At 69.0% G+C, this 15,834-nt stretch carries 16 protein-coding genes; 9 read left to right on the top strand and 7 right to left on the bottom strand.

All coding sequences use genetic code 11. The annotated features are described in order from the left end of the window. Nucleotides 1–14: 14 nt before the first annotated feature. Entirely contained in the window at nucleotides 15–1,148 is a 1,134-nt protein-coding gene (locus DW306_RS20995) for a glycoside hydrolase family 172 protein (protein WP_136057521.1), read from the bottom strand. A 103-nt stretch (nucleotides 1,149–1,251) separates the two neighbouring features. Between DW306_RS20995 and DW306_RS20990 the strand changes: the two genes are divergently transcribed. Continuing rightward, nucleotides 1,252–2,235, top strand: a complete 984-nt coding sequence (locus DW306_RS20990; protein ID WP_136057520.1) for a LacI family DNA-binding transcriptional regulator — start codon at nucleotides 1,252–1,254, stop codon at nucleotides 2,233–2,235. A gap of 9 nt (nucleotides 2,236–2,244) precedes the next feature. On the opposite strand, the gene DW306_RS20985 is transcribed toward DW306_RS20990, so the two are convergent. After that, nucleotides 2,245–2,688, bottom strand: a complete 444-nt coding sequence (locus DW306_RS20985) for a hypothetical protein (protein WP_136057519.1) — start codon at nucleotides 2,686–2,688, stop codon at nucleotides 2,245–2,247. A gap of 198 nt (nucleotides 2,689–2,886) precedes the next feature. Between DW306_RS20985 and DW306_RS20980 the strand changes: the two genes are divergently transcribed. From DW306_RS20980 to DW306_RS20965, 4 genes are read left to right on the top strand one after another with little or no spacing between them, the layout of a single operon-like run. Continuing rightward, nucleotides 2,887–4,395: an FGGY family carbohydrate kinase gene (locus tag DW306_RS20980; RefSeq protein WP_136057518.1), complete on the top strand. Its 1,509-nt coding sequence runs from the start codon at nucleotides 2,887–2,889 to the stop codon at nucleotides 4,393–4,395. Beyond that, nucleotides 4,392–6,962 carry a GH116 family glycosyl-hydrolase gene (locus DW306_RS20975; protein ID WP_136057517.1) on the top strand — a complete coding sequence of 857 codons (2,571 nt, stop codon included), beginning with the start codon at nucleotides 4,392–4,394 and terminating at the stop codon, nucleotides 6,960–6,962. The genes DW306_RS20980 and DW306_RS20975 overlap by 4 nt, the downstream gene beginning before the upstream one ends. Beyond that, nucleotides 6,959–8,593 carry a fucose isomerase gene (locus tag DW306_RS20970; RefSeq protein WP_136057516.1) on the top strand — a complete coding sequence of 545 codons (1,635 nt, stop codon included), beginning with the start codon at nucleotides 6,959–6,961 and terminating at the stop codon, nucleotides 8,591–8,593. The genes DW306_RS20975 and DW306_RS20970 overlap by 4 nt, the downstream gene beginning before the upstream one ends. A gap of 12 nt (nucleotides 8,594–8,605) precedes the next feature. Next, the gene (locus DW306_RS20965) at nucleotides 8,606–9,016 is read left to right on the top strand and encodes an MmcQ/YjbR family DNA-binding protein (RefSeq protein WP_136057515.1); all 411 of its coding nucleotides are present in this window, start codon (nucleotides 8,606–8,608) and stop codon (nucleotides 9,014–9,016) included. Nucleotides 9,017–9,022: 6 nt separating this feature from the next. On the opposite strand, the gene DW306_RS20960 is transcribed toward DW306_RS20965, so the two are convergent. Beyond that, complete coding sequence (locus DW306_RS20960) at nucleotides 9,023–9,697, bottom strand: hypothetical protein (RefSeq protein WP_136057514.1); 675 nt, start codon at nucleotides 9,695–9,697, stop codon at nucleotides 9,023–9,025. Continuing rightward, the gene (locus DW306_RS20955) at nucleotides 9,694–10,152 is read right to left on the bottom strand and encodes a MarR family transcriptional regulator (protein WP_136057513.1); all 459 of its coding nucleotides are present in this window, start codon (nucleotides 10,150–10,152) and stop codon (nucleotides 9,694–9,696) included. The genes DW306_RS20960 and DW306_RS20955 overlap by 4 nt, the downstream gene beginning before the upstream one ends. Nucleotides 10,153–10,423: 271 nt before the next feature. Between DW306_RS20955 and DW306_RS20950 the strand changes: the two genes are divergently transcribed. Continuing rightward, on the top strand, nucleotides 10,424–10,678 hold the full coding sequence (locus DW306_RS20950) for a hypothetical protein (protein ID WP_136057512.1): 255 nt from the start codon (nucleotides 10,424–10,426) through the stop codon (nucleotides 10,676–10,678). Here the strand turns inward: DW306_RS20950 and DW306_RS20945 are convergent. Then, the gene (locus DW306_RS20945) at nucleotides 10,675–11,262 is read right to left on the bottom strand and encodes a hypothetical protein (RefSeq protein WP_136057511.1); all 588 of its coding nucleotides are present in this window, start codon (nucleotides 11,260–11,262) and stop codon (nucleotides 10,675–10,677) included. The two genes, DW306_RS20950 and DW306_RS20945, sit on opposite strands and share 4 nt — an antisense overlap. Before the next feature lie 120 nt (nucleotides 11,263–11,382). Here DW306_RS20945 and DW306_RS20940 point away from each other — a divergent pair, with 120 nt between their 5' ends. Together DW306_RS20940 and DW306_RS20935 are read left to right on the top strand one after the other, a co-directional pair. Next, nucleotides 11,383–12,597 carry a glycosyltransferase gene (locus tag DW306_RS20940; protein ID WP_136057510.1) on the top strand — a complete coding sequence of 405 codons (1,215 nt, stop codon included), beginning with the start codon at nucleotides 11,383–11,385 and terminating at the stop codon, nucleotides 12,595–12,597. Between the two features lie 14 nt (nucleotides 12,598–12,611). Beyond that, nucleotides 12,612–13,835 (top strand): glycosyltransferase, encoded by a 1,224-nt coding sequence (locus tag DW306_RS20935; protein ID WP_136057509.1) that lies wholly within the window; start codon nucleotides 12,612–12,614, stop codon nucleotides 13,833–13,835. Between the two features lie 31 nt (nucleotides 13,836–13,866). Here DW306_RS20935 and DW306_RS21755 read toward each other — a convergent pair whose 3' ends face one another. Together DW306_RS21755 and DW306_RS21435 are read right to left on the bottom strand one after the other, a co-directional pair. Beyond that, nucleotides 13,867–14,442, bottom strand: coding sequence for a hypothetical protein (locus tag DW306_RS21755; protein ID WP_136057508.1), 576 nt, complete (start codon nucleotides 14,440–14,442; stop codon nucleotides 13,867–13,869). Between the two features lie 32 nt (nucleotides 14,443–14,474). After that, nucleotides 14,475–14,636, bottom strand: coding sequence for a hypothetical protein (locus DW306_RS21435; protein WP_168429400.1), 162 nt, complete (start codon nucleotides 14,634–14,636; stop codon nucleotides 14,475–14,477). A gap of 86 nt (nucleotides 14,637–14,722) precedes the next feature. Here DW306_RS21435 and DW306_RS20925 point away from each other — a divergent pair, with 86 nt between their 5' ends. Next, entirely contained in the window at nucleotides 14,723–15,688 is a 966-nt protein-coding gene (locus DW306_RS20925; protein WP_136057507.1) for a helix-turn-helix domain-containing protein, read from the top strand. The last annotated feature ends 146 nt before the right edge of the window (nucleotides 15,689–15,834 follow it).

Here is a 15,834-nt window from a genome sequence, read left to right as displayed (position 1 = left end):
GCGGGCTCGGGACCTCAGTCCTGAGGCGCCCGCGGAGGGGTGGAACCGATGTCAGGAACCGGAGCGGTTCCTAGGTGCACCTCCAGGTCGTCGGCCGTCGGCGTCTTCGGGCGCCGGGCGGTCGGGCGGTCGAGGTAGAACATCGCGGTCGAGGCGATGTCGTCGCGCAGCGGCAGGTAACGCCATCCGCTGCGCCAGCCGAGCGCCTGGATGTCGACCTTCGGGATGCCGGTGGAGAAGTGGATCGGGTCGAGCAGGTGCCACCGGTACATGCCGAAGCGCTGCTGCGAGACGTAGAGGCCGTCAGGGCGGATGATCTGCGGCATCCCGAGGTACGGCGTGGAGAACGCCGTGTATCCCTGGCCCGGGATGTCGAAGTTCCAGGCACCGCCGAAGTAGTCCTCGGTGCCGGTGCCGGCGATCGTGGGGTAGTCGGTGTCGTCGTCGAGGTAGAACTTGATCTCGCCCTCGCCCCACCAGCCGTTGGAGTTCACACCCCACGCGATGTACGTGCCGACGTACTGCCCCTGCCCTTCGATGCTCTCGAGGATGACGTGGGGGGTGCGGTCCTCGAGCGGGTTCGACCGCCGCCACTGGGCGTGAAAGTACGCGTCGTTCGAGTAATCGCCGCCGATCTCGTAGGTGACCTGGTAGTACACGCGGACGTCGACGACGGAGGTGTTCTCGACCGTGAGCCGCGCGCCGTCCTTGAACGGCATCGGCCAGTATGAGTTGAAGCCGCCGTGCGGGTTCGCCGCGATCGTCTGCGAGTTCACCTGGGCGAAAACACCCCACCCGTTGCAGAAGAAGTCACCGTACGGAACCTCGACTGCCGGCTCCTCGGACCCGTCCCAGTAGGCGCGCAGCAGCAGCGTGCGCCAGTTGTCGGTGTGCGTCGTGATCCAGATGTGGGTGATCTTGCCTGCGCCCGCGATGTTCGCGAGCTCGAATGTCTCGCCGGCCTTGATGTCGATGCTCGGGGAGATCTTCCAGCCGGGGCCGAGGTCACGCGCGTTCGCCGCGCCCGTGCCCTCGGTCGCCCGGCCTCCGCCCCCAGCGGAACCGTCGAAGTTCTCCGGCGAGATCGAACGCGTCTGCACGGAACGCAGCGCCGCGAGAGAGGAAAGGTCAGAGGTCGCAGAAGTCATGGCCGCCAATGTAATCGATTTCAGCGCAGAACTCCATAGAACACGAATGTGCGCGATACTGTTGCTTCCACGTCCGGCGCGACCGGGCAGGCAGTGAGGGTGCATGGCCACGATCTACGATGTCGCAGAGCTCGCGGGAGTCTCTCCTGCGACGGTTTCACGCGTCTTCAACGGCACGAGCGTGTCGGACGAGAAGGTCGCCGCCGTCCGTGATGCGGCCGCGAAGCTGAGCTTCACGCCGAATCGCACCGCGCGGACGCTGCGGCGGCAGAGCTCCGAGGTCATCGCCCTCGTCATCCCCGACATCGAGAACCCGTACTTCACCGAGATGGCGCGGGGCGTCGAGGATGTCGCCTCGGAAGCCGGCTATTCGGTCGTGCTCTGCAACTCCGATGCGCAGGTCGAGAAGGAGGCCACGTATCTCCGGATCGCGATCGCCGAGCACATGTCGGGAATCATCATCGCGACGGCCGACGAGAGCACCAACCTGGACAGCATCCTGGCCACCGGGCGCCCGGTCGTCGCCGTCGACCGCAGCACGACCTACGACATCGACGGGGTCGTCATGGCCAACCGTGCCGCAGGGACGTCGGCCACGAAGAACCTCATCGACGCGGGATACCGTCGCATCGCGTACATCGGCGGCCCCGAGCACATCGACACCGCGGCGGAGCGCGCCGCCGGGTGGCGAACGGCGCTGACCACCGCCTATCCGGATCTGGACCTCTCCGGTCTGCAGCGGTTCGAGACCTTCCGCGTCGACGGCGGTCGTGCGGCGATGGAGGAGCTTCTCGCTCTGCCGGAGCCCCCCGACGCGGTGGTCGCCGGAAACAACCTCATCGGCGTCGGTGCGATCCAGGTGCTCACCGAGCACGGACTGACCCCGCCCGAGGTGGGCGTGGCCGTCATCGGCTCTCTGCCCTTCACCACCCTGTCACCCAGCGCGGTGACCGTCGTGCGGCTGCCCGCCCGTCACATGGGAGTGACGGCGGCCCGGATGCTGCTCGAGCGCATCAAGGGAGACAAGCAGCCGGCGCGCACCGTCGTGCTGCGCAACGAAGTGCAGTCGGCCAGCCCCCGCGTCTGAAGGCTCCCTTCAGGAAGAGCCCCAGAAGCGAGTCGCGAGGTTCGCCACCTCTTTGTCGAGCTCTTCGAGGCGCCGGTCGATCGAGCCGAGTCGAGAGTCGACTTTCGCGTCCATGGCGTCGAATCGTGCGTCGAATTTGGCGTCCATGGCTTCGAATCGTGCATCGAATTTGGCGTCCATGGCTTCGAATCGTGCATCGAACTGCCCCTGAAAACCCTCCAGGCGGGCATCGATCTCGCGCCGGAACGAGGTGATCATGTTCTCGTTCTGTCGGGACAGCGAGGTGAGCGTGTTCTCGTTCTGTCGGGACAGCACCGCGAGCGTGTTCTGGCTCTGACCGGAGAGCGCCGTCAGCGTCTTGTCGGCCTGCCTCAAAAGCAAGGAGACCGCGCCGATCATCACGGCAGCGAACACGCCGATCAGCGTCCATACCTGCGGCTCGGTCATCTCCATGGCTCCATTCTGCGAACGAAAGGCCAGATTGTCACGGTATTCCGGTCCAGCAGGCCCGGAACCACGGGAACGGTGGACACCCTCTTCTCCCCGGATCTGTGCAGCAAGAGTCGCTCCCGCTTGCGTCTTGAAATCGATTTCGCGTACAGTGACGATCAGGTTTCAGATTCCCGCCGCTCTGGTTTCAAGGAGGACGCCATGCGCTGCACCCTCGGGGTGGATATCGGCACGTCCAGCAGCAAAGGCGTGCTGGTCGATGGCGACGGCATGATCCTCGCGACCGCGACCAAGGCTCATGACGTCAGCCGTCCGCGGACCGGCTGGGTCGAGATGGACGCCGACGTCTGGTGGGAGGAGTTCGTGGCGATCGCGCACGAGCTGCTCGCCGCGGCACCGGATGCCGAGATCGTCGGGGTCGGCGTCAGCGGCATGGGACCGTGCATCCTCCTCGCCGACGACGCGGACGAGCCGGTCCGGCCCGCGATCCTCTACGGCGTCGACACACGGTCGACCGCGCAGATCGAGCGGATGACCGCAGAACTCGGCGTCGACGAGATCACCCGGGTGGGCGGATCGACCCTCACCTCGCAGGCCGGCGGACCCAAGATCGTCTGGGTCGCCGACGAAGACCCCGCCGCTCGGACCCGCGCCCGCCGACTCTTCATGCCGGCGTCCTGGCTCGTGCGCAGGCTCACCGGGGCGTACGTGCTCGACCACCAGTCGGCGAGCCAGGTCTCGCCCCTCTATGACATCGAGAACGAGCGCTGGCACGACCCCTGGTGGGAGGACTACGCCGACGGCATCGAGCAGCCCGCGCTCGCCTGGGCGGGTGACCTCGCCGGCGAGGTGACCGCGGATGCGGCATCCGCCACCGGCATCCCGGCGGGAACCCCCGTCATCACCGGCACGATCGACGCGTGGACCGAGGCGGTGAGCGTGGGGGCGCAGGAGGTCGGCGACCTGATGCTGATGTACGGAACCACGATGTTCATGGTCTTCACCAGCACCGTGGCGACCGGCGAGGAGACGCTGCGCACGCCGTCGATGTGGACGACGGCCGGCGCGTTCGCCGGCACCCGGAATCTCGCCGGGGGACTCTCGACATCCGGCGCGCTCACCGCCTGGCTGAAGGATCTGACCGGCGCCGACTATCCGGAGCTGCTCGCGGATGCCGAGAGGGCGGGGCCGGGAGCCCGCGGCCTGCTCGTGCTGCCGTACTTCGCGGGCGAGCGCACGCCGATCCAGGATCCGGATGCCCGCGGTGTCATCGCCGGGCTCACCCTCGAGCATGGGCGCGGCGACCTCTACCGCGCCGCTCTCGAGGCGACGGCCCTCGGCGTGCGGCACAACGTCGAGACGATGCGCGCCGCGGGAGCCGACATCCGACGGATCGTCGCGGTCGGCGGCGGCACGCAGGGGCGCCTCTGGCTGCAGGTCGTCTCCGACATCACCGGACTCGTCCAGGAGGTTCCGGCGACCACCATCGGCGCGAGCTACGGTGCGGCCTTCCTCGCCGCGACCGCGACCGCCGACGCAGGTGCGGCCCCCGTCATCACCGACTGGAACCCGATCGCCGAGACCATCGCCCCGGACGAAACCCTCCGTCCGCTCTACGACTCTCTCTTCGATCGGTACGTGCGGCTGTACGACGCCTCGAAAGACGTCGTGCACGAGCTCGCCGCGGTGCAGCGCGGAGCCTCCGCATGAGCCGGCGCGCACGCGGCATCCCGCACACGTCGGAGGCGACCGCGTTCCCGCTCGGCGGCATCGGCACCGGCAACGTGTCGATCGGCGCACGCGGGGAGCTGCGCGACTGGGAGTTCGAGAACCTGCCCGACAAGGGGCGGCGCAACCCGCACTCGTTCTTCGCGATCCACGCGAGGCCCGAAGGCGGCGATCCTGTGACCCGCGTGCTGGAGGCGAAGATCACCGGTCGGTACGACGCCGACGCCGGCTATGCGTTCGATCAGCTGGCCGGGCTTCCACGCCTCGACGGCGCGACCCTGCACGGGGAGTATCCCGTGGTCGACGTCGATTTCACCGACGCCGCGCTCCCGGTCGATGTCTCGCTGCACGCGTTCACGCCGCTGGTGCCGCTCGATGCCGACGCCTCCGGCATCCCGGCCGCAGTGCTGCGCTACCGGGTGACGAATCCCGGCACGACGCCGGTCGCGGTCACGGTCGTCGGCAGCGTCTCGCACACGGCCGGCCGTGGCACGCCCGGACCCGACGCTCCGTGGGGCATGCGCGCGACGCAGCACGTGCGGTGGCGCGAGGAGGGCGACGTCCGCGGCCTCGACTTCGGCATCGATCTCCCCGAGGACGATCCGGGCTACGGCACGCTGAGCCTCACGACGACGGATGCCGCGACCACGGTGAAACCGCAGTGGGTCACGAGCTACTGGCCCGACGGGGCGCGCCTGTTCTGGAACGACCTGACCGATGACGGTCTCCTGGGAGCCGAACCGCGGCTCACGCTCGAGGACCGTCCGCGCGGTCTGTTCGCCGAGCTCGACGCCGACCCGGACGCCGCGCCCCTCACCGAGGAGGAGATGCTCGCGAAGCTCCCGCGTCTGCGCACCGGATCCCTCGGCATCGTGCACGCGCTCGCTCCGGGGGAGTCCCACGACTTCGAGTTCGTGCTCTCCTGGAGCTTCCCCCACCGTCGCCGCGGCTGGCACGGCCACATCGTGTTCGCGGATCCGCCGGAGGACGGCCCGCTGTCGCCGACGGTCCGCAACCATTACGCGACCATCTGGGCCGACGCCTGGGCGGCCGCGACGCACCTCCACCGCGAGCTCCCCGCTCTCGAGGGGGCGACGGATGCCTTCGTCGAGGCGCTGTACGGCAGCAGCCTCGATCCGGTGCTCGTCGATGCGATCGGCGCGAACATCGCCGCCGCCCGTTCCACGACCGGCTTCGTGCTGGAGTCCCCGAACCCCGAGCTGGGGGAGGGGCCGGTCTTCGCGGCGTGGGAGGGATCGTTCGATCACGGCGGCTCGTGCGAGGGCACCTGCACGCACGTCTGGTCCTACGCGCAGACCCTCGCCTGGCTGTTCCCCTCGCTGGAGCGCAGCGCTCGCCGCGTCGAATACCTGCTCGAGACCGATCACGAGGGTGCCCAGAAGTTCCGCGGCAACCGCATCTTCGGCGGCCCCGCGTGGTTCATGGCTCCGGCGGTCGACGGCCAGCTCGGCACCCTGCTGCGTCTTCATCGCGAATGGCGCTTCAGCGGCGACGACGATTTCCTGCGCGAACTGTGGCCGGCGGCATCCCGCACGCTCGACTACGCCGTCCGCGAGTGGGATCGCGACGGCGACGGACTGCTCGACGGCGAGATGCACAACACCTACGACATCGAGTTCCACGGCGCCGAGCCGCTCGCGAACGGCGTGTACCTGGCGGCGCTCCGCGCGGGAGCCCGCATGGCGGAGCACCTCGGCGAGGCCGAGCGCGCGAGATCGTGGTCCGCCCGCGCCGACCACGTCGCCGCCGCCACGGACGAGACGCTCTGGAACGGCGAGTACTACCGTCAGGTGATCGACGACCCCGACGCCCACCGGTACCAGTACGGCGAGGGCGTGCTCAGCGACCAGCTGCTCGGCCAGTTCCACGCCTACGTGAACGGACTCGGGCACATCCTGCCGGCCGAGCGCGTCGACTCCGCCCTGGCCGCGATCGTCGCGCACAACCACCGCGACGACCTGTCCGCCCACGAGAGCACCCAGCGGGTCTACGCGCTGAACGATGAGGGAGGCCTGCTGCTCGCCTCCTGGCCGCGCGGCGGACGACCCGCCATCCCGTTCGTGTACTCCGACGAGGTGTGGACGGGCATCGAGCATCAGGTCGCGGCATCCCTGCTCTTCGCCGGACGCTACGACGACGCGCTGCTCGTCGAGCGCACGCTGCGTGCCCGCTACGACGGCGGCCACCGCAGTCCCTGGAACGAGATCGAGTGCGGCAACCACTACGCGCGGTCGCTCGCGTCCTGGGCGCTGCTCCTGGGTGCGACCGGCGCCCAGTGGGACGCGCCGACGGGAGTGCTGTCGTTCGCGCCCCACGGTGCGGCCGAGCGTTTCCTGTTCACGACGGGCACGGGGTGGGGGCGCGTCGAGATCGACGGCGACGCGCTGACCCTCCACCTCGACGGCGGCACGCTCGATATCGCCGATCTGCAGCTGCACGGCCGGAGCCTCGGCCGCGGCATCCGACTCCGAGCGGGCGCCTCCCAGACGTTCCCGCTCACCACGACCCCAACACCGGAGGCATCATGACCACCTACACCCTGCCGACCCCGGCATCCCGTCCGGAATCGGCGCCGAAGACGGCGTACCTCATCGCCTCCGGCGATCTGCGCGAATCCGCCAACACGGGCGGCTGGCCCGTGCAGGTCGAGCTCGAGGCCGGGGTCACCGGGGTGTTCAACGACCTCGGCTGGACGGTCATCCGCGCCAACGAGGTCGACCCCGCGACCGGGCACGGCTTCATCTCCAGCCAGCGCATGGGCCTCGAGGTCTTCAAGAACATCCCGACGGATGCTCCGCTCATCGTCGCCGAGGCCGTGTGGCAGTACTCGCACCACGTGCTCGCCGGCCTGCGGTCGCATGAAGGGCCGATCCTCACCGTCGCGAACTTCGCCGGCGACTGGCCGGGACTCGTCGGGCTCCTCGGACTGAACGCGGGCCTCACCAAGATGGACAAGCCGTATGCCTCGATCTGGTCGGTCGACTTCACCGACGACTGGTTCAAGGCCGGTATCAAGGAGTGGACCGAGACCGGCACCATCACCCACGATGCTTCGCACGTGCGCCCTCTCCCCGAGCTGCCGGACAGCCCCGAGAAGCAGCTGGGTGAGGCGCTCGCCGCCGAGCTGCTCGCCGAGAAGGCCATCATCGGCGTCTTCGACGAGGGCTGCATGGGCATGTACAACGCGATCTTCGACGACGAGCTGCTGAACGAGACCGGCATCTACAAGGAGCGCCTGTCGCAGTCGGCCCTGTACGCCGAGATGCTCAAGGTCTCGGAGGACGAGGCGAACGCCGCCTACGACTGGCTGATCGATGCCGGCATGACCTTCCAGTACGGCGAGGATGCCGCGACCGAGCTCACCCGCGAGCAGGTGCAGTGGCAGATGAAGATGTACATCGCCGCCCTGCGCATCGCCGACGACTTCGGCCTCGACGCGGTCGGCATCCAGTACCAGCAGGGTCTTAAGGATCTCGTGCCGGCATCCGACCTGGCCGAGGGCATCCTGAACTCCACCGATCGCCCGCCCGTCACCTCGCGCGACGGTTCGCGCGTGCTGCACGAGGGCCGTGCGTTCCCGCACTTCAACGAGGCCGACGAGGGCGTCGCGGTCGACGCGCTCGTCACCGACCGGGTCTGGCGCGCGATGGGCCTCGTGCCCGACAACACGCTGCACGACGTGCGCTGGGGCGAGGACTTCGACGATCGGTTCGTCTGGGTCTACGAGATCTCGGGCTCTGTGCCGGCGTCGCACCTGGGCGGATGGCAGAACGCCGAGGGCTGGCGTCAGGGGCACGTGTTCTTCCCGGCGGGCGGCGCCACGATCAATGGCGTCTCGAAGCCGGGCGAGATCGTGCTGTCGCGGGTGTTCATCGCGGACGGCATCCTGCAGGCCGACATCTTCCGTGCGTCGGTCGTCGAGCTGCCGGAAGAGGAGACGAAGCGCCGCAAGGACGCCACGAACCCGGAATGGCCGATCGCGCACGTCGTGCTCCACGGCATCTCGCGCGACCAGTTCATGGCCCGCCACAAGGCGAACCACGCGCAGCTCGTCTACGCGCCCGACGCCGAGACCGCCGACAAGGCGCTGATCGCCAAGGCCGCGATGTTCGCGGGCATGGGCATCAAGGTCAACCTGGTGGGGGATGTGAGCATCTGAGATCCTGACGGCATGGCCACCGTCGACGATCTGCGCGAGATCGCGCTCGCTCTTCCCGGCGTGCTCGAAGTGACGGACGGGCACACCGGGACGGTCGCCTGGCGGGTCAAGAGCGGCATGTTCACCGGGGTCCGCGGTCCGCGCGCGACCGACCTGCGTCAGCTGGAGGAGCGCGGTCGCTCGTGGCCGGACGGCGTGGTGATCGGCGTGCGCACGGCCGGCCTCGAGGAGAAGGAGGCCCTGCTCGCCGCCGAGCCCGACGTGCTGTTCACCATTCCGCACTTCGACGGGTACCCGAATCTGCTCGTGCGTCTCGACGTGATCGACCGCGAGCGGCTGACCGAGCTCGTGACGGACTCCTGGCTGACGCGCGCGCCCGTCCGGGTCGGCAAGCAGTGGCTCGCGGAGCGCGGACTGGAGTGAACGGGGTCAGTCCGCGGCGATGAGGAAGGGACGCGCGGCGGCGAGGAACGCGCGCGGGTCGTCGGCCCACAGGCGGATGCGGGTGACGTCCTGCCGTCCGCCCTTCGGCGGGAGCCCGGGGAGGCGGATGCCGACGGCGCGCTCCAGCTCGATCTCGATGTTGGTCTCGTCCTGCATGCGCTCGGCGTACTCGACGCCGCCCTCGATGACGGTGATCCGGGGCGTCTTCGGTTCATCGACGCGCTTCGCGATCGCGACCGAGGCGATGTCGTCCCACGCGACCGCGACGTCGATCTCGAGCCCGCTGCGGATGCGGATGCCGTCGGGTCCGATCGCGTGCGGACGCAGGAGCATCGCGCAGAGCAGCCCGATCATCCACGTGAGACCCCAGATGCCGAGGATGAGGATCGGGATGCGCACGGCGGGCCAGGGATGCACGATGAGGTCGAGGATCGGGATCTCGACGGCCGACAGCACGATGAAGATGATGACGATGGTCATCACCGGCCGGTGATACGCGATGCCGGTGCCGCCCTTCGGAACGGCGGGGCGGCGGGCGATCGCGCGGCCGATGCTCGAGTAGACGCGCAGCTCGGCGATCAGAGCACGGTGCAGGAAGTTCCGTACCCGCGCCGCGCGCGAGGGTGCGCCGGAGGGGACCGTCCGCGTCTCGGTGCTCATGATGCGGTCCGGTCTCGGTCTTCGGCCGCCTCCGCGACGAGCGTCTCGAGGTGGGATGCGATCGCGGCGATGCCGCGTTCCAGTGCCGCCCGGTCCTTCGGGGCGACGGCGGCGAGGAGCGTGGCGTTGAGCTCGGCATGCTCGCGCTGCATCTCCGCCATGGTCGTCGCGGCGGACGGGGTCAGCTCGACGAGCACGGCGCGACGGTCGGTGGGGTGAGGCGTGCGGCGGACATGGCCGGATTCCTCGAGCCCGTCGACGAGGCCGGTGATGTTGCGCGGTGTGACGTCGCAGAGCCGGGCGAGGTCGCGCTGCGTCGACGGTCCGGCATGCTGCAGCACCCACAGCAGGTGCACCCGGGCGGTCGTGAGCCCCGTGCCGTCGAACGCGCGCGCCATGTCTCGCTGAAAGAGGTCACCGATCAGCAGCAGGCGGTCGAGCAGGAGTGGTTCCATGTGAAGAGGCTACTACATAGTTACCTCACTTCACTATCGCGGCCTCGGGGGAGGCAATGCCCTTCTTCATTGAGTTCCGGAATACCGGCGCGGGCATGACAGCGTGAAGGTCTCAGGACGCTCCCAGTCGGGGCGACGGAATCAAAGGAGAAACCATGAGACGAAACGTGGCGACCTCGGCTTTGGCAGTTCTCGCGCTGGCTGCCGGGACTTTTGTGCCCGTATCCGGAGTCGTGGTCGGGGTGCCCTGGTTCGGAACCTACGCGTGCAGGTGATGATGGACGAAAGCTATCGACGCTCCTTTCGCAAAAGACTGAGCATCCTCTTCTCCCCGCTTCGGCTCGTGCTTTTCGTCGCTGCGATCATCTTCGGGATAGTGATCAATGTGGTGTATCTCCGCAATGGCGCTGAGCCGGAGTGGCTCGGTGCGATCTCGATCTTGCCTGTTTCCGCCTTTCTCGCGTGGAGTCTGGCGACCGACTACCGCCACCGCCGTCGGGAGATTCAAGAAGACGCAAGGGACTAGGCCGGATCGAGCCTCAGCACCTCGGGTAACTCGCCGCCCTCGAGGTCGTCGGCGATGCGGATGCTGCGCGCCAGATCGTCGAGCGCGCCGGTCAGCGTGCCGAAGCGCTCGCGGTCGCTGCAGACCGCGGTCAGGGTGACGAGGTGCGTGCCCGTGTCCCACGTGTAGGTCGCGAACGGCGGAGACGCCTCGGACGGAGGGATCGGCACCACGAGCTTCTCGCCCACGCCGAGGCGCGAGGGGAACGACTGCGTGTCGTCGTACTCCATGGGCATCGATGCCCGCGCGATGCGCACCTCGGGCGTCAGGGTCTGTGCGGTCGCCATCGCCACGATCAGCTCGGGCTCCGCCTTCCACGTCCACACCAGCACCCGACCGTCGGCCCGCTTCATCAGCATCGGCGCCGCCTGGCTCATCGCCCAGGCGCCGAAGCGCGATCCCGGGCGCTCGGTCGCCCCGACCGCGGCGTTGACCTGCCCGAGGAGCATCCGGATCGCCGCCTTGCGGTGGCGCCGCCCGCGCCAGCCGAGCGAGTCCGTCACGGGGATCCACAGCCGGGGGTCGGCGTCGGCAGTCAGTCGCATGGCCCCACGTTAACGCGTGACCCTGAGGGATGCCGGTACGCCTCAGCGGTGAAATCAGGCCCCTCGGGTAGAGTGGCCACCGCCCGCTGGGCTCCCTTGGCCGCCGTCCCCGAAGGCACAATGACCTCCTCTCCCTCCGATCCCTCGAACGCCGCGGAGACCCCGCCCCGTCCGCTGAAGATCCTGATCGCGAGCGACACGTTCGCTCCCGACATCAACGGTGCTGCCCGCTTCGCCGAGCGACTCGCTGCGGGTCTCGTGCAGCGCGGCCACGACGTGCATGTCTCGGTTCCGAACCAGGCATATCGCCGCTCCGCGCCGCACACCGAGGTCATCGAGGGAGAGCCGATGACGCTGCACCGGCTGCCCTCCGTGCGCTGGCTGCCGCACGACTGGCTGCGCTTCGTGTGGCCCTGGCGCGCGAAGCACTACGCGCGCGTCGTTCTCGACCGCGTGCAGCCCGACGTGGTGCACATCCAGTCGCACGTCATCATCGGTCGCGGGCTGGCCCGCATCGCCCATCAGCGCGGCATCCCCGTCGTCGCCACCAACCACCTGATGGCCGACAACATCCTCGACCACACGACGATGCCGAAGTTCATCGACGACCTCGTCGTGAAGCTCGCCTGGGCCGACGCCGAGCGCACCTTCGCGTTGACCCGTGCGATCACGACGCCCACGCGTCGCGCCGCCGACTTCCTCGAGAAGACGATCGACGTGAAGGGTGTGATCCCGGTCAGCTGCGGCATCGACCGCACGCAGTACACCCCGGTCATCGCTCCGCGCGAGAAGAACCGGATGGTCTTCGTCGGACGCCTCACCGCCGAGAAGCAGGTGCAGGTGATCCTGCAGGCGATGACGAAGCTCGATCCGGCGCTGGAGACGACCTTCGACATCGTGGGCGGCGGCGACCAGCGCAAGCAGCTGGAGAACCTCGCCGCGCAGCTCGGACTCCGAGACCGTGTCACCTTCCACGGGCGCACCACCGACGAGGAGCTGCGGGCCCTGCTGTCCCGCGCGAGCGTGTTCGTGATCGCCTCGATCGCCGAACTGCAGTCGATCGCGACCATGGAGGCGATGGCGTCGGCTCTGCCGATCGTCGCCGCGGATGCCGTCGCCCTCCCGCACCTCGTGCACGACGGCGAGAACGGCTACCTGTTCGAACCCGGCAACGTCGACGAGTTGGCCGCTCGCCTCACCGACGTGCTCACCGCGTCGCCCGCCGAGTACGAGCGGATGCAGCGGGCTTCGCTCGACGGTGTCGCCATCCACGACATCAACCGCACCCTCGACACCTTCGAAGCGCTCTACCGCGACGAGCCGCTGCCCGAATAGGCAGGGCGTCCGTCATGCACATCGTCTTCTTCGGCGATCAGCACCTCGACTCCCTCGGCGGAGCCCAGGTGTCGATGCGGCTGCAGCGCGAGTTCCTGGAGCGCGCCGGTCATACCGTGACGGTGGTCGCGCCGACGATGCACGGTCCGCGCGCTGCGGCGCCCACGCCCGCGTATGTCGATCTGCCCTCGATGCCCATCACTCTCGACCGCGAATACTCGATGAGCTGGCCCGGACGCCGCACCGACCGGTTCCTCGATCGGGCGATGACCCGGCGACCGCCCGTCGATCTCGTGCACGTGCAGGCCGACTTCTGGGGCGCGTTCATCGGTCATCGGTTCGCGCAGCGTCACGGCCTCCCGGTCGTGCACACCATGCACAACCGCGTCGACGTCGGCATCGCGGCGGTCACTCCGCTGCATCGCCCGGTGCTCGCGTTCCTCAATGCCTGGCGGCGCCGAGCGCTGCGAGGGATCGGAGACGCGGTCGGCGGCGGCGACGGCTGGGCGTTCCTCCGCGGTCTGGCCGCGGGCGCGTCCGCCGTGACGGCCCCCTCGACGCATTTCGCGCGGCGTCTCGAGCGGCACGGGGTGTTCGAGCCCGTCGACGTCGTCTGGAACGGCATCGACGACGATCTCCGCGACGCGACGCTCGCCGCAGCCCCCGCCGAGCGCGAGCCGGGGCGCCCGCGTTTCGTGTGGCTGGGACGGATGAGCCCGGAGAAGCGCCTGCTGCCGTTCCTCGAGGCTTTCGTCGCCTCGGGGGCGGATGCCGACCTGGAGATCATCGGCGGGGGTGGCCAGCGCGCGGCCGCAGAGAAGATCGTCGGCGGGCGTGAGGGCGTGCGCTTCTCCGGCCGCCTCACCTACGCCCAGACGCTGGCGCGCATCGCCGCGGCGGACGCGCTGGTGCAGACGTCGATCGGCTTCGAGACCCAGGGGATGACGCCCTTCGAGGCGGCGACCCTCGGTACGCCGTCGGTCATCTGCGACCCCGATATCGCCGCCGAGCTCGGCGGGGGACTGTGGGCGGTGCCGGATGCCGATGTCTCGGCGCACGGACGAGAGCAGGAGGCGCAGCGCACAGCGGCGCTCGCCGAGACGCTGCGACGCGCAGCATCCGACATCGCCGCCGGCACGGCGCCGATGCCGGTGCCCGAGGTCGCCGAGGCCTTCCGGCAGTCGTCGCGCACCGCGGCGATGATCCGGGTCTACGAGCGGGTGCTCGCCGCACGCTGAGCGCCGGAGCGATCGCTCAGAAGAGAGTCGCTCAGAAGAAGTAGTAGAAGAGCGAAGAGATCCACGCGAGCACGACGCTGATCAGCTGCACGCCGCCGACGCCGATCGCAATGCCGGCGAGGACCTGCCCGCCGGATCGCCGGACCGCGATCAGACCGAGCACGAGAGCGGCCGCGCTGCCGAGGAAGACGATCACTCCGAACAGGGTGGTGAAGACGCCGAAGTTGCCGGCGTCATAGCTGAACGAGGCGAGCACGAAGGGCTGCAGCAGGATCTGCAGGGCGCCGACGGCGGCCACGACGAGGGCGATGATGAACGCCGTGCGAGCCAGCGGGTTTCCCGACCGGGGCGCAGAGGGACGCTGCTGACCGTATGCGGCTTGCTGACCGTAGGGCGGCTGCGGCGCGGTCTGGTACTGCTGCTGCGGTGCCTGCTGCTGCGGTGCCCGGTACTGGGGGGCCTGGGGCGGCTCGGGCGCAGCCGGCTGTTGGGGCGCTCCCGCCGGATACTGCGGCGCCGCCGGGAGGTGAGGCGCAGGCGGAGCGGGAGGGAACGCCGGGTTCGGCTGCGCGGACGGCGGGACAGGGGGCTGCTGCGGCTCGCTCATGAGCACGAGCGTAGTCGCGGCGTACGACGTTGTCAGCGGTAGACGTGTCCGGACTCGGCGTGCTGCTGCACGTCGCGGCCGGCGATGCGGCTCCAGTCGGTGGGGGTGGGGCGGTAGCCGTCGCGGCGCAGTTCGATCACGGTGCCGACCACGGCCCAGATGACGAGGGCAGAGAGAGCGATGAGGAGTACCATGGCAGAAACGCTACGCTCGACTGATAACCGCCACGAGTGGCAGATGAGACGTGCAGCGTAGGAAAACTGCCAAGCTGGGAGAGCTGATGAAAACGGTCGCGTGCGTGATCCAGGACGGGTTCGCACCCTTCGAGTTCGGTGTGGCCTGCGAGGCCTTCGGCCTCGATCGGTCCGACGACGGGGTGCCCAACTTCGACTTCCGCATCGTCGCGCCGCAGGCCGGAGTCGTGCAGTCGAAGATCGGCTTCTCGGTCAACGTCGAGCATGACCTCTCGTTCGCCTACGAGGCCGACCTCGTCGTCTTCTGCCCTGTCCCGCGCGCGTACTGGGGGCAGATCGATCCGCTCCTGCTCGACGTCGCCCGCCAGGCGGTCGATCGCGGCGCCTGGGTGATGAGCGTCTGCAGCGGTTCTTTCATCCTCGCCGCCGCAGGCGTGCTCGACGGGCGACGGGCCACGACGCACTGGATGTACTCGCACGTGATGGCCGAGATGTACCCGCAGATCGACATCGACCCCGACGTGCTGTTCGTTCAGGACGGCAGGATCATCACCAGTGCGGGGACCGCCGCCGGCATCGACGCCTGCCTGCATCTGCTGCGGCAGGAGGTCGGCGCCGAGATCACCAACCGCATCGCCCGGCGCATGGTCGTGCCGCCCCAGCGCGACGGGGGGCAGGCGCAGTTCATCGACCGCCCGATCCCGGTCGTGCCGAGCGATTCGCTCGCCGCCGTCGCCGACTGGGCGGTCGAGCATCTGCGGGACGAGCTCGGCGTCGATCAGCTCGCGGCCAGGGCCCTGATGTCTCCGCGCACGTTCGCCCGGCGGTTCAAGGCGGAGTACGGGGCGACGCCGGCGGCCTGGCTCGCGCGGCAGCGCATCATCCACGCGCAACGGATGCTGGAGCGCACCGATCTGCCCCTCGAGCAGATCGCCGACGAATGCGGTTTCGGCTCAGCGGCCGTGCTGCGGCAGAACTTCGCGCGCGTGCTCGGCGTCACCCCCACCTCGTACCGCGCGCGCTTCTCCTGCGCAGAGGATTCCGCAGCCTGAGAATCGTCACATCCCTCTCGCATGGTGGAAGAGAGATTCCGAAAGAGTGGACGTGCAGCGAATCCGGTGTTACAGTCGTTCCCAGCCCGCACCCCAACAGGGGCCTCCGGGCAGGAAGCAGCACAACCTAGCGGTTCGACGTATAT

Source organism: Microbacterium sp. K24, assembly GCF_004794465.1.
Classification (GTDB): domain Bacteria; phylum Actinomycetota; class Actinomycetes; order Actinomycetales; family Microbacteriaceae; genus Microbacterium.
Note: the sequence above shows the minus strand (reverse complement) of the source record. Positions and strands in the feature narration are given on the sequence as shown.

Coding starts and splice junctions, on each gene's coding strand:
- DW306_RS20995 (WP_136057521.1), bottom strand. CDS start 1,148: ATGACTTCTGCGACCTCTGACCTTTCCTCTCTCGCGGCGCTGCGTTCC.
- DW306_RS20990 (WP_136057520.1), top strand. CDS start 1,252: ATGGCCACGATCTACGATGTCGCAGAGCTCGCGGGAGTCTCTCCTGCG.
- DW306_RS20985 (WP_136057519.1), bottom strand. CDS start 2,688: ATGGAGATGACCGAGCCGCAGGTATGGACGCTGATCGGCGTGTTCGCT.
- DW306_RS20980 (WP_136057518.1), top strand. CDS start 2,887: ATGCGCTGCACCCTCGGGGTGGATATCGGCACGTCCAGCAGCAAAGGC.
- DW306_RS20975 (WP_136057517.1), top strand. CDS start 4,392: ATGAGCCGGCGCGCACGCGGCATCCCGCACACGTCGGAGGCGACCGCG.
- DW306_RS20970 (WP_136057516.1), top strand. CDS start 6,959: ATGACCACCTACACCCTGCCGACCCCGGCATCCCGTCCGGAATCGGCG.
- DW306_RS20965 (WP_136057515.1), top strand. CDS start 8,606: ATGGCCACCGTCGACGATCTGCGCGAGATCGCGCTCGCTCTTCCCGGC.
- DW306_RS20960 (WP_136057514.1), bottom strand. CDS start 9,697: ATGAGCACCGAGACGCGGACGGTCCCCTCCGGCGCACCCTCGCGCGCG.
- DW306_RS20955 (WP_136057513.1), bottom strand. CDS start 10,152: ATGGAACCACTCCTGCTCGACCGCCTGCTGCTGATCGGTGACCTCTTT.
- DW306_RS20945 (WP_136057511.1), bottom strand. CDS start 11,262: ATGCGACTGACTGCCGACGCCGACCCCCGGCTGTGGATCCCCGTGACG.
- DW306_RS20940 (WP_136057510.1), top strand. CDS start 11,383: ATGACCTCCTCTCCCTCCGATCCCTCGAACGCCGCGGAGACCCCGCCC.
- DW306_RS20935 (WP_136057509.1), top strand. CDS start 12,612: ATGCACATCGTCTTCTTCGGCGATCAGCACCTCGACTCCCTCGGCGGA.
- DW306_RS21755 (WP_136057508.1), bottom strand. CDS start 14,442: ATGAGCGAGCCGCAGCAGCCCCCTGTCCCGCCGTCCGCGCAGCCGAAC.
- DW306_RS21435 (WP_168429400.1), bottom strand. CDS start 14,636: ATGGTACTCCTCATCGCTCTCTCTGCCCTCGTCATCTGGGCCGTGGTC.
- DW306_RS20925 (WP_136057507.1), top strand. CDS start 14,723: ATGAAAACGGTCGCGTGCGTGATCCAGGACGGGTTCGCACCCTTCGAG.